13 protein-coding genes are annotated in these 20,555 nt (G+C 62.5%); 10 read left to right on the top strand and 3 right to left on the bottom strand.

Annotated elements, in window-relative coordinates:
- Positions 1-264 precede the first annotated feature (264 nt).
- Genes KDJ86_RS20155 through gmd form a run of 3 tightly spaced genes read right to left on the bottom strand, consistent with a single transcriptional unit; the run spans position 265 to position 3,379 of the window.
- Complete coding sequence (locus KDJ86_RS20155) at positions 265-1,296, bottom strand: O-fucosyltransferase family protein (RefSeq protein WP_291750117.1); 1,032 nt, start codon at positions 1,294-1,296, stop codon at positions 265-267.
- A 12-nt stretch (positions 1,297-1,308) separates the two neighbouring features.
- A complete protein-coding gene (gene fcl, locus KDJ86_RS20150; RefSeq protein WP_291750115.1) occupies positions 1,309-2,298 on the bottom strand; it encodes a GDP-L-fucose synthase in 990 nt (329 codons plus the stop codon).
- Positions 2,291-3,379 (bottom strand): GDP-mannose 4,6-dehydratase, encoded by a 1,089-nt coding sequence (gene gmd / locus KDJ86_RS20145; protein WP_291750110.1) that lies wholly within the window; start codon positions 3,377-3,379, stop codon positions 2,291-2,293. The genes fcl and gmd overlap by 8 nt, the downstream gene beginning before the upstream one ends.
- Before the next feature lie 504 nt (positions 3,380-3,883).
- On the opposite strand from gmd, the gene KDJ86_RS20140 reads away from it, so the two are divergent.
- The 10 genes from KDJ86_RS20140 to KDJ86_RS20095 all read left to right on the top strand — a co-directional run bounded on the left by KDJ86_RS20140 (position 3,884) and on the right by KDJ86_RS20095 (position 20,393).
- On the top strand, positions 3,884-8,626 hold the full coding sequence (locus KDJ86_RS20140) for an FkbM family methyltransferase (RefSeq protein ID WP_291750108.1): 4,743 nt from the start codon (positions 3,884-3,886) through the stop codon (positions 8,624-8,626).
- Between the two features lie 458 nt (positions 8,627-9,084).
- Entirely contained in the window at positions 9,085-10,230 is a 1,146-nt protein-coding gene (locus KDJ86_RS20135) for an NAD-dependent epimerase/dehydratase family protein (protein ID WP_291750106.1), read from the top strand.
- Entirely contained in the window at positions 10,227-11,594 is a 1,368-nt protein-coding gene (locus KDJ86_RS20130) for a UDP-glucose dehydrogenase family protein (RefSeq protein WP_291750103.1), read from the top strand. The genes KDJ86_RS20135 and KDJ86_RS20130 overlap by 4 nt, the downstream gene beginning before the upstream one ends.
- Positions 11,595-12,051: 457 nt before the next feature.
- On the top strand, positions 12,052-12,975 hold the full coding sequence (locus tag KDJ86_RS20125) for an NAD-dependent epimerase/dehydratase family protein (protein ID WP_291750100.1): 924 nt from the start codon (positions 12,052-12,054) through the stop codon (positions 12,973-12,975).
- A 5-nt stretch (positions 12,976-12,980) separates the two neighbouring features.
- Entirely contained in the window at positions 12,981-13,970 is a 990-nt protein-coding gene (locus KDJ86_RS20120) for a glycosyltransferase family 2 protein (protein ID WP_291750097.1), read from the top strand.
- A gap of 28 nt (positions 13,971-13,998) precedes the next feature.
- Complete coding sequence (gene rfbF / locus KDJ86_RS20115; RefSeq protein ID WP_291750095.1) at positions 13,999-14,775, top strand: glucose-1-phosphate cytidylyltransferase; 777 nt, start codon at positions 13,999-14,001, stop codon at positions 14,773-14,775.
- Positions 14,776-14,816: 41 nt separating this feature from the next.
- Positions 14,817-15,815, top strand: a complete 999-nt coding sequence (locus KDJ86_RS20110; protein ID WP_291750092.1) for a lysylphosphatidylglycerol synthase transmembrane domain-containing protein — start codon at positions 14,817-14,819, stop codon at positions 15,813-15,815.
- Positions 15,816-15,842: 27 nt separating this feature from the next.
- Positions 15,843-17,180, top strand: a complete 1,338-nt coding sequence (locus tag KDJ86_RS20105) for an NAD(P)/FAD-dependent oxidoreductase (protein WP_291750089.1) — start codon at positions 15,843-15,845, stop codon at positions 17,178-17,180.
- 211 nt (positions 17,181-17,391) lie between these two features.
- Entirely contained in the window at positions 17,392-19,683 is a 2,292-nt protein-coding gene (locus tag KDJ86_RS20100) for a DUF7024 domain-containing protein (RefSeq protein WP_291750087.1), read from the top strand.
- A gap of 263 nt (positions 19,684-19,946) precedes the next feature.
- Positions 19,947-20,393, top strand: coding sequence for a hypothetical protein (locus KDJ86_RS20095; protein ID WP_291750085.1), 447 nt, complete (start codon positions 19,947-19,949; stop codon positions 20,391-20,393).
- Positions 20,394-20,555: the final 162 nt, after the last annotated feature.

Raw genomic sequence — 20,555 nt, 5'->3', positions numbered from 1 at the left:
CCCGCTTCCACGAAGCCAAGCGCGACGTCTATGCGGCGATGCGGAGGCTCGACATCGATGCCCGCCGGCGGATGGCGGAGGTGCCGGAATCGCCTTCCGGCGGCCCTTCCGCGTCCTAGCTACCCGGCCCGCCGGTGGATGTTTGCTTCGGCCTGTGGCCGGTGCGTCCTTCGAGGCCCGGCTACGCCGGGCACCTCAGGATGGCAGCGAAGGAGTCCTCCCCGCAGCCACGCCACTCCCCCCGCGGGACGCCAGCCAGCCTGGCTACCCGGCCCGCCGCGCGGCCTGAAGCCGCTCAAGCTTCGCCTTCGCGGCCCTGCCGCGCTCGTCATCGGGACGCTCCGGCCGCCCGTCGAGCAACAATGCCGCGTGGTCGAGGTGTCCGAAATGGAGGAGCTCGTTCGCCGCGACGAGGTCGTTCTCCGCGACGTCGACCTCCCTCAGCATCAGCAGGGGCTTCATGCCGCGGCCGGCGGCCGCCCGACTGAATGCACTATTCCCGGCGATGATGGTCGCGGTCTCGGAAAGCAGCAGGATCTCGGCGAAGGCATCGGCGACGGCGGCGGGACTGGACCGGTCCCAGGATGTCGCCGGGAAGGTCGTGACGCGACCGGGATAACGGGCATGGAATGCCTCGATGACGTCGCTGGCCTCGGTGCACAGGAACAGCGGCCGGGACTCGCCGATCCTGTCGATCAGCCGGAAATAGCGTGGGAGATCGACGACACGATTGCGATGAGGGCCCCCGATGGGATGCTCCAGAAGATCGCCACGCCGGACGTGAACGCCAAGGGCCGATCGGAGATCGTGGTTGGCCAGGAACCCGGCGGCCCTTAGCGCGATCCTGGCGTTGGGGTAGACGGCACCGAACGCATTACTCAGGCTGCTTCGCGCCTCCATATACGGCTCGTCGTCGAACCTCTGGAAATGCGCGCAGGAGCAAAGGACCGCATCGGCGCTCGACACCTCCGATCTGGAAATCATCGCCGATGCCGAATCGGCAAACAGGCTGTACGGCTCGGAATACAGGAGACAGTCGTCAATCGTACCGAATCTTGCGCCGGCCTCCGCCATCGCCGAAGAGTCGAAGATCGGAATGTTCAGCGTGTCGTCCGGGAACGGGATGGAATAGTCGATCTCTTCCCGTTCGATATTCGCCAGCGCTTTGTCGCTGATCCACGCGAAGCAGAACGGGACATCCAACAGCCTGGCCAGACGGAGGCCGTTTGCGATGGTCATCAGCCTTGCGCCGAGCCCATCCCGGCGCAGGCCGATCACCGTCTTCATGCGGTTCATGCCATTCCGCCCCTATTCGTCCGCGCCAGGGCGGCGGCCCGTCCGTGACCCGCCCGCCGTTCCGGCGACGAAGTCGGCATAGGTCGATGCGATGCCCTCCCGAAGGCCGATCTTCGGCTCCCAGCCGAGAGCGCGGATGCGCGCGCTGCTCATCAGCTTGCGCGGCGTGCCGTCCGGTTTGGAGAGATCATGCTCGATGGCGCCGTCATAACCGACGACCTCGGCGATCAGCCGGGTGAGATCGAGGATGCTGATATCCTCGCCATAGCCGACATTGACATGCGGCGAATCCGAATAAGCCTTCAGCAGGAAGACCAGCGCGGCGGCGCAGTCGTCGACATGCAGGAATTCCCGGCGCGGCGCGCCGGTCCCCCAGATGACGAGGCTGGCGTCGCCGCGTTGCTTCGCCTCGTGGGTTCGCCGGATCAGGGCCGGCAGGACGTGGCTCGACTGAAGGTCGAAGTTGTCGCCCGGGCCGTAGAGGTTGGTCGGCATGGCGGAGATGAAGTCCGCGCCGTGCTGCTCGCGATAGGCCTGGCAGAGCTTGATGCCGGCGATCTTGGCGATCGCATAGGCCTCGTTGGTCGGCTCCAGCAGGCCGGTCAGCAGGCTCTCCTCGACGATCGGCTGTTCGGCGAATTTCGGATAGATGCAGCTCGAGCCGAGGAACAGCAGCTTCTCGACCCCGACCGTGAAGGCGGAATGGATGATGTTCGTCTCGATCATCAGGTTGTCGTAGAGGAAGTCCGCCGGGTAGGTCGCATTCGCGAGGATGCCGCCGACCTTTGCCGCGGCGAGGACGACGGCGTCCGGCCGGGTCTCCGAGAGCCACGCCTCGACCTCGGCCTGATTGCGGAGGTCGACGGTCCGCCGGTCGACGGTGAGGACCTCGCAAGGCTCGCTTTCGAGGCGGCGGACCACCGCCTGTCCGACCATGCCGCGATGGCCCGCGACCCAGACCCGCTTTCCGTCGAGGGGATAGGGCGCGGTCGCTTCAGGCATCGCGGATCACCGTCGATTCCTCCATCACCTTGAGATCCTCGCGCACCATCTCGGTGACCAGCTCGCGAACCGATATCTCGTGCGTCCAGCCGAGCTTCTCCCGCGCCTTGGTGGCGTCGCCAATCAGCAATTCGACCTCGGTCGGCCGGAAATAGCGCGGATCGACTTCGATCACGACCCGTCCCGTCGCCGCGTCGAGGCCCTTCTCTTCCACGCCTTCGCCCTGCCACTCGATGGTGATGCCGACATCGGCGAAGGCCCATTCGACAAACGAGCGGACGGTGGTGGTCACGCCGGTGGCCAGCACATAGTCGTCCGGCTCGTCCTGCTGGAGCATCATCCACATCGCCCGGACATATTCGCGGGCATGGCCCCAGTCGCGCCTGGCGTCGAGATTGCCGAGATAGAGCTTGTCCTGGCGACCGAGCGATATCGCCGCGACCGCGCGGGTGATCTTGCGGGTGACGAAGGTCTCGCCGCGGATCGGGCTTTCGTGGTTGAAGAGGATGCCGTTGGAGGCGTGGATGCCGTAGGCCTCGCGGTAGTTCACCGTGATCCAGTAGGCGTAGAGCTTGGCGGCGGCGTAGGGCGAGCGCGGATAGAAGGGTGTCTTCTCGGTCTGGGGTATCTCCTGGACCTTGCCGTAGAGCTCCGAGGTCGAGGCCTGGTAGAAGCGCGTCTTCTTCTCGAGGCCGAGCAGGCGGATCGCCTCGAGCAGCCGCAATGTCCCCAGCGCATCGGCATTGGCGGTGTATTCGGCGGTCTCGAAGCTGACCATGACATGCGACTGCGCCGCGAGATTGTAGATCTCGTCCGGCCGGGTCTCCTGAACGACGCGGATCAGGTTGGTCGCGTCGGTCATGTCGCCATAGTGCAGGATGAAGCGCTGGTTGGCCTCGTGCGGCTCCTGGTAGAGGCCCTCGATGCGCCCGGTATTGAACGACGAGGACCGCCGCTTGATGCCGTGGACGACATAGCCCTTTTCGAGGAGGAATTCCGACAGATAGGCGCCGTCCTGGCCGGTCACGCCGGTTATCAGCGCGACCTTGTCCGAACCCTGGCCCGTTGAATCATTCGTCAAGTTCATTGCCTCCGGAGACCGTGCCAGGGCGCAGCGCGACTGGCATTTCGCGGCCCGCTCCAGGTCCGGGACCAGGGGCGCCGACGTCTCGGATGACCCTGATTCTCAAGACCGATTGCCGCGACTTCGGCGCGCCACGTCGAACGACGTGTTCTGCAACACAGGACCGCCGTCCGGTCAAGCGATACCTCTCGCTCGCGGCGGCTTGCCGGGGATCGTGGTTCCCGGCATGGTGACGGGCACATGTCCAATCGGGCAAGGCAGCCCGGCGAATCGGCGCGACAACTGGTGCGGAAACGGCCGCCGGGCGCGGTTGACATGGATAGGTGGCTGTAGGACAAAACCGCCACATAATTGTCGATCGGCGGGGCAGCTCCTCGACAGGCGGTATCTGGCGAAGTACACGCGATCGAGCTGCAAATACGTGCGAAAATTCCATCATGGGAGGCTGCCGGGACTGGACGAACGGCGCTGGCTTCGCGTGCTTCCGCAGGGAGAATTCGTTTGAAGGTCGCCGTTGTCACACCATCCTTCAACCAGGGGCGGTTTGTCGAAAGGACGCTTGAATCCGTTCGCGGCCAGGCGTCGGCGGACTATGAACACATCATCTTCGACGGCGGTTCCACCGATGGCACCGCGGAAATGCTTCGGGCCTATGCCGAGGGTGACCAGCGGGTCAGGCTGACGATCGGACCCGATGGTGGTCAGGTCGACGCGATCAACAAGGGCCTCGCGCTTGCCGACGGCGATATCCTGACCTGGCTGAATTCCGACGATTACTACAGCGACGAGAGCGCCATTGCCGCGGTGGTGGCCTTCTTCGAGGCCAATCCGGAGATCGATGTCGTCTATGGGCGAGGCAATCGGGTGGACGCCGAGGGCAACACGCTCTCGGAAGCCTTCGTCCAGCCGGAGGGTACCGATTTCCGGCGCTCGCTCCAGGTCGCGATCGGGCTGCTCCAGCCCGCGGTCTTCTTTCGCCGGCGGGTGTATGAGGCGGTCGGCGGTCTCGACGCGGCCTACAACCTCCAGCTCGACTACGAATACTGGATTCGCATTGCGCAGCGCGGCTTCCGGTTCGGGTTCCTCGACCGTATCCTGTGCAACGCCACCGCCCATGAGGACGCCAAGAGCACGGCGTTCCGGATGCGGCAGCTCGACGAATGCCTGCACCTGGTCGACGATCGGTTCGGCTACGTGGCCTGGCAGTGGCTCCACCGCTACGCGGAGTTTCATGTCGCCCGGGAGGACCGGAAGACGGCGAAGGTGGTCCTCACTCCCGAACAGGCGCAGCAGACGGCCTTCCTGGAAGACCGGTTGCTTGAATATTTCTATGCGTCGCCGTCGCGACTCGAGGTGGTCGGCAACAAGCGCGCCGAGGAACCCTATGCGACGACATGGGCGGAGCTCGGGAAGCGATCGCTCGAATCCGGCCCGCCGCGGCGGATCGTCATCACTTCCTTCGACCCGGCCTATTACGAGCAGGGGCTGAACCTCGTCGCCAGCCTGCACCGGACCAGCTTTCTGACCGTCGACCGGATCTACGTCTACAGCCTGGGACTGACACCGTTCGAACGGGAGCGGCTGGGCCAGCTCGAAAAGGTGGAGGTGCTCGACTATCCGGACGCGGCGCGGGCCTTCTTCCCCGAATACCTCGAGCCGAAGACGCGGGCCTACAAGCCGGCCGCCATCCGGTCGAGCGAGCCGCATGTCCACGACGGCGACCTCGTGCTGTGGATGGATGCCGGCCTGTCGGCGCTGCAGGATGTCAGGGAGATCTTCGACAGGATCGCCCGGGACGGGTTCTTCATAGCCGATCATGACGATCGGCCCAGCTGGCCGTTCGCGAATGCCGTCTTCACCCATCCCGAGGCGCAGGCGGTGATCGGGGCGACGAATGCCGACCTGCTGGCGCCCCATCTCTGCTCATGCATCGTCGGCTACCGGCGCGGCGGGAAGTATCAGGAGCTGATCGAGGAAGCCTATGTCCTCGGCCAGGATCGACGGGCCGTGCTGTGGCCGAAGTCGATCGCCGAGCACGAAAAGAGGCGTGTTCGGCTCGACGCCGGGGCTGAAGCGCTCAGGGCCGACCTGGTCGCCGGCAAGGTCGCGCCGGATTCGGTCAGCCGGGAGAAGCTGCTCTCGCTGTTTCCCTACTGGGGGCACCGCACGCAATCGATCTATTCGATCCTCGCCAGCCGCTACGGGGTGCCGGTCTCGTCGGCGAAAAAGTACCACCGCTCAAACGAGTCGTCGGGCGAGGCGGCGCACCGGAACTGGCAATCGACCGCGTTGGAGACCGCCGCGCTCAGCTCGCGCCAGAACCTCGATTCGGTGGAGCCCGAGGTCGTCGTCTACCATCACCGCGGAACCTACAACAACCTCGACGGCCTGCGGTTCAGGCGGAAGGAAGGGCCGCTCTTCGTCCTCGGCAACGGCCCGTCGCTGAAGGGATTCGATTTCGCCGCACTCGAAGGCCGCGCCTGGCTCGGCATGAATGCCGCCTACCGGTTCTGGGACGAGATCGGACAATATCCGACCTATTATTGCTGCTTCGACGACGTGGTCCTCGATTCACACAAGGACGAGGTCGTCCGCCTGATCCGGAACAGGCAGCAATACGGGATCGAAGGCTTCTTCCTCCGGGAGAACATCCTCGACGCCTATCCGGACCTGCGGCAGGACCCCTGCGTCTTCTTCCTGGAAGAGATGCGGAAAGGCTTCGGCTTCCTCGATCACGAGCTGATCACCACCGGAAGCTTCTCGGTCCTGGTCGGCGTGGTGCTGGGATATCGGCGGATCCACATCCTCGGCGTCGATCTCGACTATGTCGAGAAGCTGGAGGAAGCCGACGTCGAGGGCCGCGCCCTGACCATATCGCGCGATCCGGAGCATAACCCGAACTACTTCTTCGACGGCTATCAGCGCAAAGGCGATCGCTACAATCCGCCCAATCGCTCCGCGGGGATGCATTTGCGCTCCTGGCAGCAGACCGCCGATATCCTCAAGGGATTTCCGGTACGCGTCACCAACCTGAACGAAAAGTCGGCCGTGCGGGTCTTTCCGTTCGATAGGTTCGACCGCGTCATCGGCGAGGAAGGCGACGGCGGTGACCTCAGGGAGGTCGAGGCATTCGCGGATCGGGTGGTCGCGACCTATCGCGAGCGGAAATACTGGAGAGAAAAGACGCTGGAGCAGATTAGCAAGCTCGCCGGGCTGATTGTCGGCGGATATCCGCGTGCCAGTTCGGCGGCCCTGAGCGAAGTACGGCTGGCGACGGAACTGATCCTTCCGAGGGAACACAAGCGCGTGATGATCGACGTCGGTGCGCATGAAGGCTCGTCCTTGACGCCCTTCCTGCACGAAGGCTGGCGTATCTTTGCCTTTGAGCCGGATGACCGGAACCGCAAGGCGCTGTTGGATCGCCTTGCGAAATTTCCGGAGAAGAAGCGGCGCCTGGTCACCGTCGACGCGCGGGCGGTCGGCGACACCAGTGAAACCGGAGTCGATTTCTTCCGCTCCGATGTCAGCACCGGCATCAGCGGCTTCAGCCCGTTCCACGAAAGCCACCAGGTCGCCCAGCAGGTCGACGTCGTGTCGCTGACGGAGTTTCTCGCCGACCGCAATATCAGCCGCGTCGACCTCCTGAAGATCGATACCGAGGGCCACGACCGCTTCGTTCTCCAGGGCGTGCCATGGGATCGCGTGGCGCCATTGATGGTCGTCTGCGAGTTCGAGGATGCCAAGACGGTGCCGCTCGGCTACGACTGGCGCGACATGGCCGATTTCCTCGTGGCCAAGGGATATGGCGTCTATGTCAGTGAATGGCACCCGATCGAGCGTTACGGCGGCAAGCACGACTGGTTCGGGTTGAAGCGCTATCCCTGCGTACTTGAGACGGAGGACGCCTGGGGGAACCTGGTCGCGATCCGCGACGACCCGGGCGGGGACAAGGTGGCGGAGGCCGCCACCGCCTGGCTGAGTCCCGGGCGCGCCACGGTCGACCGGATGCCGGATCGCCCGGCGATCATCCTCGGCAACGGCCCTTCGCTCAAGGGATTCGATTTCGCCAAGCTCGACCGCTTCGATGTCTTCGGCATGAATGCCGCTTATCGCCACTGGTACGAAATCGGCTGGTTCCCGCAATATTATGCCTGCCTCGACACGGTTGTCGGGCGTTCGCACAAGGCCCAGATCGGCAAGTTGATCGAGAATGCCGACGAACTCGGCATTCGCCTGTTCCTGCTGAGGGGCGAGTTGATCGAGGCGCTCGGCGAAACCGGCGGGTCGCCACGGGTGGTGAATTTCGACGAGATGCGATTTGCCTCCGCCGCATTGCAGGCCCGGCCGGTGACGACGGGAAGCCACACCTGCGCCTGGGCCAGCCTCCTCGGATACAAGCGGATCTATCTTCTCGGCGTTGACGGCGACTATGTGCCGATCGTCGAAGGCGCCGAGCAGAGGGAGGGCATCGTCCTCGAGATCGTCGAGCAGAAGGACAACCCGAACTACTACTTCGCCGGCTATCAGCAGGTCGGCGACAAATACAACCTTCCAAATCCGGCCCGGGACCTGCATCGAAAGAGCTGGCGGGCGATCGCCGACGGGATCGATCCCTTGCGCTGCACCGTGATCAACGCCAATCCTGCGTCAAGGGTCGATGCCTTCCCGATCATATCCTTCGACGAGGTCGAGCGACGGGAAGGCGCGGGAATTTCGTCGCGGGCCACCGCGGCGACGCCAGCGACCGGGCGGAAGGCAGCCGGCGCGGGAAAGGCGAACCGGAGCGGGCGCGGCCCGGGCAACGGACGCGGAAGGCCGGGAGGGAGCGGAAAGGGACAGAGGCCCAGGACCGTGAAAGCCGCGGGTGGCAAACGCCGGCAGCGACAGGGACGCAAGGACCGTGGACGCCGCTCGCCACTTGCCGCATTCCTCAGGGCCATGCCGATCGCTTCCGTCACCATCGGCATCGCGGCGATCCTCGCCATCGTCGCGATCGCGGTGCCGGGACCGGACCCGGAGTCGTCGCATTCCGGCGCGTTGCTGTTCGTGGTGGTGGTGGCTGCGATCGCCGCGACGACCTATGACTACCTGCGCAAGGGATTGAGGACGCGCTTCTTCCGTCTGGAAAGGGCATCGCGGAGGCGGGCCGGGAAGCTGGAGCGGAAGGTCGGCGCGCTCCGCAAGGAAGAGGCGAAACGCCGCGCACACGCGCGCCGGCGCCAGGCGCCAAAAAAACGAAACTGACCCCTGAGAGAAGCGTGCGATCCGCGCAACGTTCCGAAAGAAAGCGCGGGAGCACCTCGATTGCCGCAAGGTGCGTTCTCCTTTTCCGCCGCCTGCTGGTCGCCCACAATCTTGGCTGATTCCCGCGCTCGCTGGTAATGCCGGGACCAATCAGGCATTGGTCACCGATGGCCTCGCCAGGCTCGTCCGTGTGGCGTTTCACATGGCCGAGGTCGAAGGGGTGGAATACCCCGACCGGCATGACGAAAAAGTTTGGAGTCGCCGTAGTGTACACTGGGGAGTTGGCTGTGATAGGCCCACGACTTGAGCGGGCTGCGGCGTCCAATCGGCGGCCGCGGATACATCTTTGCGTTCGGCGGTAGACGATTGGATTACCGTCATGATGGGCATCGGGTCGGTATGAATACACAACGTGACAAAGAGCGATCAGGGCGTCTCCGGGCGAATGGACGAGCGCCATGGACGGGACAGGTTCTGGAACAAGCGGTGCGACGGGCATGAAAAATCCGCTCAACCCTGTTGTCGCCGGGGATCTGGCTGAGATCGATGGGTCGTTGACCGATGCGGAAAAAAATAAATTCCGCGATTCGACGGTACTTGTTACGGGATGTGCGGGATTCTTGGGGTACTACTTTCTACAGTATCTTGTAAGAAACGCCATCTCTCTCGGTATTCAGAAAGTTATTGGGGTCGACACTTTCATTTTTGGTCGTCCTGCCTGGATGGACGATCTCATTCAAGAATTTCCTGAGAAGATCGATCTTCATTCTTTCGATATCGCGAAAGACGATCTTGAAGTCGTGCCCGGGGCTGTAAAAGCAAATTTTGTGGTTCATATGGCGTCTATCGCGTCCCCGACGTTTTACCGTCAGTTCCCTCTGGAAACCATTGATGCCAACATTTGGGGACTGCGGCGTTTATTGGACATGTACTCTGATTCCGGGGGATTGCGCGGCTTTCTTTTCTTTTCGAGCAGCGAGATCTATGGCGATCCGGCGAGCGACGCGATCCCGACCGCGGAAGAGTATCGCGGCAATGTTTCCTGCATTGGACCGCGAGCCTGTTACGATGAGTCGAAACGGTTCGGCGAAACGATCTGTTACGTCTACGCAAAAACCGCTGCCACACCAATAACGGTAGCGCGGCCGTTCAATAATTTCGGTCCTGGAATGCGTGTCGGCGACCGTCGGCTGCCGGCCGACTTCGCGAATTGCGTGCTGGAAGGGCGGGATATTGTCATCCTGTCGGATGGGACGCCGACCCGGACTTTCTGCTACGTCGCCGACGCTGTCTCGGGCTACCTCAAATGCCTGCTCCACGGCCAATTCGAGGTGTTCAACATCGGTACAGACAAACCGGAAATCATGGTTCGGGAACTTGCAATGACCTACCAGCAAGCCGGCATGGAGTTGTTTGGATACTCCGGCAAGGTGCGATACGAAACCAGCGATGACGCTGAGTACCTGACAGACAATCCCAACCGTCGTTGCCCCATGATCGACAAGGCCCGCGCCATCCTCCAGTACGATCCGAGGGTTGACGTCGAGGAGGGGGTGCGTCGGTATCTCGCATTCCTCAAGCACGAAGCCGAGAACCGCACATGAAGGTCAGCATCATCGGTGCGGGATATGTCGGTCTCGTTTCCGGCGTCTGCCTTGCCGCCAAGGGGCATGATGTCACATGTATCGACGTCAATGAGGAGATCGTCGCTCGGTTGAATGGCGGGGAGCCTCACATATTCGAGGAAGGTTTGCCGGCGCTTCTGGGGAAGGTCGTCGCGGAGGGGCGATTTCGCGCTTCAAGCGACATGGCAGCCAGTATGGCTACGGCGGACATCGTGCTTATCGCCGTTGGCACACCGTCCAAGGATGGTGCAATTGACCTCCAACACATTCGGTCGGCCGCCCAAGAGATTGGCGCATGGCTCAAGGGAGCGAGCCGTTTCCTTTCGGTCGTCGTGAAGAGCACCGTGGTCCCCGGGACCACCGACACGATGGTGAGGGGCGAGATAGAGGCGGCATCCGGGAAGCGGCTCGGCGATGCCTTTGGTCTCGGCATGAATCCGGAGTTCCTCCGGGAAGGGAGCGCTGTCGTCGACTTCATGGAACCTGACCGGATCGTGATCGGCTTCGAGGACGCTGAGACCCGGCGTCGGCTCGAAGAGCTTTACCGGCCGTGGGGCTGCGAAAAGGTCTGTGTCAACACACGGACGGCCGAACTGATCAAGTATGCCAACAACGCTATCCTCGCGACGCAGATTTCCGCGATCAATGAGATCGCGAATCTTGCCGCCGCCCTTGGTGACATTGATGTCATGGACGTCGTTAAGGGCGTGAGCCTGGATCGACGTTGGAATCCGGTTGTCGACGGCCGCCGCGTCGAGCCTGCCATCCTCTCTTATCTGGTTCCCGGCTGTGGCTTCGGGGGGAGCTGTTTTCCGAAGGACGTTCAGGCGCTGCGCTCCCAAGGGCAGTCGTTTGGCATGCCCATGAGCATGCTTCAGGCGGTGCTCGACGTGAACAAGGATCAGCCTTATCAAGTCCGCGAAATCCTCGAACGTGAAGTCGGATCGCTAAAAGGAAAGACCTGCCTCGTGCTTGGACTCGCCTTCAAGCCCGGGACCGACGACGTTCGAGAATCCGCGTCACTGGCGATCGTTCGATCTCTCCTCGACGCCGGGGCCAAGGTCCTGGCACATGATCCGATCGCTGTTTCCAGCTTTGCAAGAGCGCTAGGTGGCGATCCACGTCCGGCTTTCGTCGATTCCTGGGAGGATTCGGTCGCAGACGCGGATGTCATCGTCGTTGCGACCAAGTGGCCTGACTACGAACGGCTGTCGGTGCTTCCCCTTCACGACAAGGTGCTCTTCGACGCTCGCAGGATGTTCGCAGCGGATGTACCCCAGTCCGGCCGATACGCGTCGATAGGTTATCGTATCGGTAGCGAAGTGGACCCCACAAATGCTTGAATTGGGCGTGGAATATTCGCGCCAATCGGACTCCACGGCCTCGCGACGGTCGCTGTCCAGCCGCGGAGCAGTGCGCAGCTTCTGCTGCCCGCATTCTTGACGTCACGGAATTTGCGCTTCCGGCCCCAGTTTCGAGATGTCCAAACCAGCAACGGATTGTGCCATAAGACCGGGACTTTCCAGAGGTGCCACCATCAGGTCGCGCCTATCGGCAGGAGGTAGTATGGATCGACGGATTACGCCTTATCCGATTGCTGTATCGGACATGCTGGCGACGAGGCTCGCCGATGTCCCTGGAGCACAAACAGGCGATCATCGGCGTGTGACGCGGCAAGCCGAGGTCGGAGTGCTACCGTATCTTGGACGCGCCCGACCGCGCGGCGGCAATGCGTGAAGTGACGCAATCACAAATCGACGACTGGCGCGCCGGCTGCGCGAAGCGGGTGGAGGGAAGTCGTTGAAGGTTCTGGTCACCGGCGCGACGGGCCTTATCGGCCGGGCCCTGGTCGAGACCCTTCTCGCATCCGGGCATGAGGTCACCGCGTTGGTTCGCGGCGGGCGATCGCTTCCGGGCGTCACGACCCTGGAGCTCGACGGCCTGACCCAGGCCGACATCCTGCGGGCGATGGAGCCGGCGAAGGATGCCCGATATGACGCTGCCATCAATCTCGCCGCGGCCGGCGTCGCGCCGAGCGACCGCGATCCCGAGCGCCTTGTCGCGGTCAATGCGGTCTTTCCCTCCGCCTTCGCAGCGGCCGCGCGGCAAAGCGGCGCGGAGGTCTTCCTCCAGGTCGGTTCCTGCTCGGAATATGCGCCATGCGCGTCGCCGATTCCCGAAACCGCTCCCCTCGAGCGGCATGCGCTATACGGGGCGACCAAGGCGGCCGGCGGGATACTGGTGCAGTCGACCGGAGCGTCGATCGGCCTCGATGTGGCGGTCCTGCGCGTCTTCAACGTCTACGGTCCGGGCGAGAAGCCGCATCGGCTGCTGCCCTCGCTGGCGACGCGCCTGGCACGCGGCGAAACGGTCGCGCTGAGCGACGGGCTGCAGGTCAGGGACTATCTCGGCGTCGACGAGGTATGCCTGCGCCTGGCGCTGTTTCTCGACGCATTCCGCAAGGACCGCGGACTGGCGGGCGAGTATAATCTGGGCAGCGGCGTGCCGCGGACGGTGGCGGATTTCGCCCGGAGCGTGGCGCGCGTCCTCGGGGCATCGGAAGCGCTGCTGGATTTCGGAGCGTTGCCGCGCCGGCCGGATGATCGGCCCGAAGTCGTCGCCGCGACGGACAAGCTTGCGGCGGCGATCGGGCAGGTTCCGGTCGCCGATCTCGAGCAGCACCTCGGGGGCATGTGCCGCAAGGAGGCGACGGCAGGGACGTGATGGCGATGGCTGGGAATGATGCCGGCCGCTCCCCGCGGGGCAAGCGGCCGCTCATATCGATAACCATTCCGGTGCTCAACGAGTCGGACAACATGGACCGGCTCTATCAGCGGCTGGTGGCGGTCGGCGACAAGCTGGCCGACCGTTGCGATATCGAGATCGTCTTCTCGGACAACTGCTCGGAGGACGACACCTGGCAGAAGATCGAGGCACTGTCGAAGCGTGACGATCGCGTCCGCGGCATCCGCTTCGCGAAAGGCGTCGGGTTCCAGCGCTCGATCCTGGCGAACTTCCTCCACACTCGCGGCGACGCGATCATGCAGCTCGACGCCGATCTGCAGGATCCGCCGGAGATGCTCGAGGCCTTCATGGATCGATGGGAGGAGGGCTTCGACGTTGTCTATGGCATCCGGCGCTCTCGTCCGGAACCGGCGTTGCTGCGCGGCTTCCGGAACGTCGGCTACACCGTCATCGGCATGATCAGCGAGCATCCGATACCCCGGCAGGCGGGTGACTTCCGGCTGATTGACCGGAAGGTCCTGAACGCGCTGGTCAAGTTCCGGACGCCCAACCCCTATCTGCGCGGCATGATCGCCGGCCTCGGCTTTCGCCAGATGGGCATCGAATATGATCGCGACGCGCGGGTCGCCGGCAAGAGCAAGTTCGGCGTGAACCGGCTATTGCGCCTCGGCCTGACCGCCGTCTTCAATCATTCGAGCGTTCCGTTGCGCCTCGCCACGGTCGTCGGCCTGGCGGCGATGGCCGCGAGCGTGCTCGGCACGATCTATTATGTCGTCCTCCGCCTGGTGCGGCCCGATCTGCCGCCGGGGCTGGCCAGCATCCATATCCTCGTCCTGTTCGGCATCGGCCTGCAATCGGTGCTGCTCGGGATCATCGGGGAATACATCTTGCGGATTTATGTGATGTTGCGCGGCGACCCGGTCGCGATCATCGATCAATCCGTCAACTTTTCCGACGACGAACTGAAGCTCTAGGCAACGTGCAATTGGGTGGAGATACGGTGTGAAGCTTGTGATCCTGGCGGGAGGGCTTGGGACGCGTCTCGCTGAAGAGACGGAAGCCAGGCCAAAGCCGATGGTCGAGATCGGCGGGCGGCCGCTGCTGTGGCACATCATGAAGATGTACTCTCAGCACGGGATCAAGGACTTCGTCGTTTGCCTCGGATACAAGGGCTACGTCATCAAGGAGTTCTTCCTCAATTACGCCAATCACCTGTCCGACCTGGTCGTCAATCTTCGCGACGGCTCGACCGAAATACTCGACAGCGCGGCGGAGGACTGGAGGGTAACGCTGATCGACACCGGCGCCGACACCATGACCGGCGGACGGCTCAAGCGGGTCGCGTCCTTCGTCGGCGAAGAAACCTTCTGCATGACCTATGGCGACGGGCTGGCGGACGTCGATCTGGGCGCCGAGGTCGCCTTCCATCGCGCCGAGGGGCGGCTTGCCACGGTGACCGCCGTCCAGCCGCCCGGTCGCTTCGGCGTGCTCGACATCGCCGATGGCGGCCGCAAGGTCAAATCCTTCCACGAGAAGCCCAGCGACGAGATCGGCTGGATCAATGGCGGCTTCTTTGTCCTCGAGCCGCGGGTGCTCGACTATATCGAGGGCGATTCCACGTCGTTCGAACAGGCGCCCCTGCGCGACCTCGCGCGCGACGGCCAGCTTTCGGCATTTGAACATCGCGGTTTCTGGCGTCCGTGCGACACGTTGCGGGACAAGCGGGACCTGGAAGCATTGTGGGAAGCCGGCGCACCCTGGAAGACATGGAAACCATGAGCGATGTCTCGCGAGGGGCTCCCCAAGGCTTTCGGTGACGAATGAGTGGAAGAAGACACGTCCGATGGCTGGGCTGGGCGATAACGGCGCTTTGCCTCGGCATGCTGCTGTGGATCGTCGACTTCCCCGCGGCCTGGGCCGCGCTCAAGGCTTTCGACTGGCCCTATCTGGTGCTGGCGCTGCTGTCGCTGGGCGCCGGCTACGTCTTCCGCATCCTGCGCTGGACGGTGATGCTGCGCGCGACGGGGGCCGATACCACGATCGGTTCCAGCGCGGCCGCCTTCCTCGGCTCGATTGCGCTGAACAACGTGCTGCCGCTGAGGATCGGGGATGTGGTGAGGGTGCTCGTCTTCCCCGCCGCGATCGGAATCAGCCGGTCGGTAGCGGCGGCAAGCGTCCTGCTGGAGCGGGTCATCGACCTGATCACGCTCGTCATTTGCCTTGCCGCCGGGACCGCCGCCGTTGGCATTGTCGCGCTGCCGGCCTGGCTCGAGCGCGGAGCGTTGGTCATTTCGATCTGCGCGCTCGCGGCGCTGATCGTCATCGTCCTCTTCAGCCGCAAGCTCGCATTCTTCATCAAGCTGCGCGGGGCGCGCGCGGACCGGTCGGGGATCGTCGCCAAGGTGATCGAGGCCTCTTTCGATATCCTGACCGGACTCGCCCGGATGTCGCGGGCGACGACGCTGGCGCTCGTCCTGGTGCTCTCGATGCTGGGCTGGGCCGGAGAGACCGGGCTCTACGGGTTCATGCTGACCGGCCTCGGCATCTCGGGTGGCGCCGCGGTCGCCCTGGTAGTGATGGCGGTCGCGACCCTTTCCACCCTTGTGCCGTCATCGCCCGGCTATGTCGGAACGTTTCATCTCGCTGCCCTGCTGGCCGTCGACCTGCTCGGCGGGACGCAGGCCCAGGCGGCCAGCTTCGCCCTGCTCGTCCACCTCGTCCTGTGGGGCAGCACGACGGTCGCCGGCGGCATCGCAATGCTGGTGAGGCCCGACCTGTTTCGACAGGTGGTGCCGGGATTTGCCAGATCACATTCCTGACGGAAAACGGGGACAAGAGCCGGGGCCATGACAGCAACACCCTATGACGCGGTTGTCGTCGGCGCCGGATATACCGGGCTGGCCGCGGCGTTCACCCTGGCCAAGGCGGGCAAGACGGTCTGTGTCGTCGAAGCCGACGAGACACCGGGCGGGCTGGCCGGGACCTTCCGCTTCTCCGATGGCGTGGTGATCGAGAAATTCTACCACCACTGGTTCAACAACGACGTCTTCGTGCCGGAACTGGTACGGGAGATCGGCCACGAGGAAGACATCATCACCCTGCCGTCGCGCAACGGCATGTATTTCAACGGCCGCATCTGGAACCTCTCGACGCCGCTCGACCTGATCCGCTTCACCCCGCTTTCGCTGTTCGAACGCATCCGTCTCGGCTCCCTGGTGTTTCGCGTCCGTTCGGTCAAGGACTGGAAGCAGATCGAGCATCTCTCGGTCCGCGAATGGCTCGAGCCGATGGTCGGCGAGAAGGTCTATCGCGTGGTCTGGGAGCCATTGATAAGCGCCAAATTCTCGCAATATGCCGATGACGTGTCGGCCGCCTGGTTCTGGAAGAAGCTGGCGCTGCGTGGCAGCACGCGCAACAGCAAGGGCGCGGAGGAACTGGCCTATTTCCGGGGCGGGTTCGGCCGGCTGGCTGACCTCATCGTCGCCGAGGTCGAGAAGATGGGCGGCACGTTCCTGTTCAATCAGCCGGTGACCGGCGTGAAGGCCGAGCAGGGGAAAGTGACCGCCGTCAAGCTTGGCGACCGGGAGGTCGCGGGCCGGCAGTTCGTCTTCACGCCGGCCTTCCCGTTGATCGCCAATATATTCGATGGCGTGGCTGCGGCGGACTGGCTGGAACGGCTCCGGCGCGTGCACTATCTCGCCAATATGTGCCTCGTGCTGCGCCTCGACCGCAGCCTGTCGGACACCTACTGGCTGAACGTCAACGATCCCGGCTTTCCCTTCGTCGGCGTCATCGAGCACACCAATTTCGACAGCCCGGAAAACTACGCCGGGTCGAAGATCGCCTATCTGTCGCGCTACCTGCCGGTGGAGGACCCGGTCTGGTCCTATACCGACGACGACTATGCCGACTTCGCCCTGGTCCATCTCAAGCGAATGTTCCCCGAATTCGACCGAAGCTGGATTCTCGATTACCGGGTGTGGCGCACGCAATACGGCCAGCCGGTCACCGAACGGGACTATTCCCGATACGTGCCGAAATCCGAGACCCCCTTCGACAACGCGCTGATCGCCACCATGGCGCAGGTCTATCCCGAGGACCGCGGCACCAATTATGCGATCCGCGAGGGCAGGAAGGTCGCCCGCCAGGTGCTCGACAGGCTCGCCGCCGGCAGTGCCGACTGAGGAAGCCTCCGAGGCGCGTCGGAATCCGTCACTGGGCGACCATCGGGACAATGGGTCACCGTCAAGGGTGCGGGCCGCGAGAGCAGGTTCCGCTCGACGGCGCTTCGCATGGAGCCCGAGGCGTTGCGATTGTGGAGCTATCAGTGCTTAGTTCCGGAATCGCGACTGGCCTCGAGCGGCCTCGCGCAACACCCGGAGCAAAGCACTCTTCATGACCCGCAACGGACAGACCGAACGTCGATCAGACCCCTTGGCTCTTTCGCTTCCGCTTCACTACGCAAGAGATGACTGGAAGCTATGGATCCCCGGCGCGATCCTCGCCTTCCTTCTGGCCAGCGTGTTGATGTCCGGGTGGCCCGGCGGGCTGATCCCAAACATAGCCTACCCGTATGCCTATCAGAAGGATTTCCTCTTTCACTCATGGATCGCCCAGCGCCAGATCGAAGGGTGGGTCTTCGACAACGTCCGGAGCGGATATCCGTTCGGGTCGACATTCCTGGACTTTCCGATCCCGGACACGGCTCACCTGTTGATCTTCAAGATCATAAGCCTCTTTACGGATAGGTACTATTCGTCTATTAATATATTCTTTCTTCTCAGTTTTCCGATCGTATATATATCATCGTATATCGTATCTAGGGCATTTGGATTGAATAGGTGGCTGGCAACCGCCTCTTCTGTTTTGTTTACGTTCCTGCCATTTCATTTTCTTCGCTTGGGACATACATTCTACACTTGGTATTTCTGCATTCCGATATTCTTCTACATCGCATGGCGGCTGTTTGATGCCAATCCCGTGCCGCTATCTCGATTCAAAATTAGTTTCTATGTTATTTCAGCTATTTGTCTATTCATAATATCGTCTTTTGGAGTGTACTATACGTTATTTGGCATCATTACGTTGGGGATATCATCCGTAGCGAGTGCGATCCGGTTTGGATTCAAGAGCAATTTCGTTATTGGTATAATATTTGTTGCACTGGTATCGATTGGCGTAATCATTAATGTATCCCCCAACCTCGCCTATAGGTACGCAAACGGTTTGAACACCGAGGCGGTATACAGGTCGCCAGCGGCGGCAGAGACATATGGATTGAAGCTAATTCAACTTATTTATCCGCGTTCCAGTCATAGGATCGAGGCAGCCAGAAAATATATCGATAATTATAATACAACGCATCCGCTAGTGAATGAGAATAAAACCTCGTCTTTGGGTCTCATTGGAGCTCTTGGTTTTGCTGGTGGGTTACTGGCATTGTTATTTATTTCCTCCGGTTCTACAGTCGATCGACGTATTGCATTTTTTGCAATAAACATTTTCTGGCTGTTCTTGTTCGGGACCATTGGAGGGCTGGGTGCTGTCTTTTCCGACCTGGTAACATCAATGATCCGAAGCTGGAACCGGATCAGCGTGTTCATCGCCTTTGCGTCGTTCTCCGTGTTATTTTTGCTGATACAAATGGTCTGTACGAAAGGATTATCGACAAGAGGGGCAAAGGTCGCGATTGCCGCCGCTTCTTTCGTCCTTGTTGCAATTGGGTTGTTTGATCAGACATCGAGTTATTGCGAACGATGCCAGCTCGCGACGAAAGAAGAGTTTCGAACGGATCGAAATTTCATCCGGGAGATCGAAAGAACCCTTCCGAATGCCAGCGCGGTATATCAGCTGCCTTATATGCCATTTCCGGAAACGCCGCCGCTGCACAATCTGAATAGTTACGTATTGAGCATGGGCTTCGCCAATTCGAAAACGTTGCGATGGAGCTACGGAGGAATCGAGGGACGCGCCGGCGATCATTTCTATCGCTCGCTGGCGACCGAGCCCGTCGAAAAGCAGATCGACGTTGTCAGACGGTTGGGATTCCGCGGGATTTATATCGACCGTCGTGGCTACGCCGACCATGGAGATGCGATCGTCGATCAATTCACCAGGGCCTTGGGGTATCCGCCGAAGCTGGTCCGGAGTGACCGGCAGGTCGCATTCTTCGCGATCGAGCCTTTTGAGGATGTCGACCTCGATGGGTTGAGCGACGAGGCGATAATGCAGAAAGCGGGCTACGCGATCGATCGGTTCTCGGCCCGATATCCCGGAACACTCGAAGAGGGGATCGATTTTTCGCGGGCCGGCCTGCCCGACTTCATCCTCGACATCGCAGGACTGTTGCGACCTGAAGCCTGGGGCCGCTGGTCGGACCAGCGATTGGCGCGTACGGTCAGAATCGATTTCAAGTCCCCCTTGCCCGAGAAATTCACATTGGTGCTTCGCGCGAAGCCGTCCGCTGCCAACATCGACAAGAACCTCCTGATACGGGTCGGTCCCGAGCTGCGGCGGGTGAAGATGTCGGATGGCGTCAACGAGATGAGAGTGCCGTTCGACCTCGGTGCCGAGACAGTCGATCACATCGAATTCATCCCGCCGAAATTCGCCCGCCCTTCGGGGCAGGCGGTCGGCAACGACGATCGCGAATTGGGTGTCGGGTTCGTATCGCTTCGCTTCGAATAGCGAGCCTTCGAATGTCCGGGAGGCGCGACCAAAGAGGCAAGGACGGCCCGCGAGGTCTGTGACAGGCAAAAGTCGGTGGCCCGGCCGCACTGCCCGACCGCACTGCCTGGGCCGCCTGACGGTCCGGCGACGCCTGCCGCGCGCCGCGGTCGCGAACGCTCCGGGTCGATTGTCGGTGCATCCCGACGGCCGTTCTTCTAAACTGGCGATCTCGATGGAATGCGGCAATGGTTGTCGGTTCACCGACCTCGGAGAGGACAGACTTGAGTGACATTTTCCGGAAGGCAAGGATGTATCTTCCGTTCGTCGGGCGCGCATACCGGGTCCGCAACGAGGCTCTCAAGGCGAAGGCCAGAGCGATCAGGGCGAGGGACGGGGCGGACAGGTCGAAAGCCAGGGCGGACCAGGCCAGGAAGAGGACCGTCGAAATCCTGAGGCAGATCGAGGATGCCAACACGTCCCTTGCCGTCAAGCTCGCCGAGCGGTCGCAGGAGCTCGATGTCCTGCGGAAGGAGACAAGGCTTCTGCGGCTGGAGCGCGACGGGCTCCTGTCCGAGCTGGCGATGTTGCGGACGGAACTCGACGCTCCCTCGCAACCGACGGCGAAGACATCGGCGGACAGGGAACCGGCCGCAACCGAACGCGGCGGCGCGACCGCCGCGGCCGGGAAACGGCGGGAGAATGGCCATGCGCGGGCTCCCACGGCCTGAGCCGGACGCGATATGACTGCCGTCCGATGCCGCCCAAGCCGGGGATTGGATCGACGCTTGCCGGGCGGCTTGCCGCAAGGCCGCCGGGGCGGGCTTCGCGATCATCGAAAGTCCGCCGGCGGCGGACGCCTGGTCACTCAACCGCATTCCTGACGCCGGACC

The organism is Bauldia sp., from assembly GCF_020442045.1.
GTDB lineage: Bacteria > Pseudomonadota > Alphaproteobacteria > Rhizobiales > Kaistiaceae > Bauldia.
The sequence above is the reverse complement of the archived record's forward strand: the minus strand, read 5'-3'. Positions and strand labels throughout refer to the sequence as shown.

Coding starts and splice junctions, on each gene's coding strand:
- KDJ86_RS20155 (WP_291750117.1), bottom strand. CDS start 1,296: ATGAACCGCATGAAGACGGTGATCGGCCTGCGCCGGGATGGGCTCGGC.
- fcl (WP_291750115.1), bottom strand. CDS start 2,298: ATGCCTGAAGCGACCGCGCCCTATCCCCTCGACGGAAAGCGGGTCTGG.
- KDJ86_RS20135 (WP_291750106.1), top strand. CDS start 9,085: ATGGACGGGACAGGTTCTGGAACAAGCGGTGCGACGGGCATGAAAAAT.
- KDJ86_RS20130 (WP_291750103.1), top strand. CDS start 10,227: ATGAAGGTCAGCATCATCGGTGCGGGATATGTCGGTCTCGTTTCCGGC.
- KDJ86_RS20120 (WP_291750097.1), top strand. CDS start 12,981: ATGGCTGGGAATGATGCCGGCCGCTCCCCGCGGGGCAAGCGGCCGCTC.
- KDJ86_RS20110 (WP_291750092.1), top strand. CDS start 14,817: ATGAGTGGAAGAAGACACGTCCGATGGCTGGGCTGGGCGATAACGGCG.
- KDJ86_RS20105 (WP_291750089.1), top strand. CDS start 15,843: ATGACAGCAACACCCTATGACGCGGTTGTCGTCGGCGCCGGATATACC.
- KDJ86_RS20100 (WP_291750087.1), top strand. CDS start 17,392: ATGACCCGCAACGGACAGACCGAACGTCGATCAGACCCCTTGGCTCTT.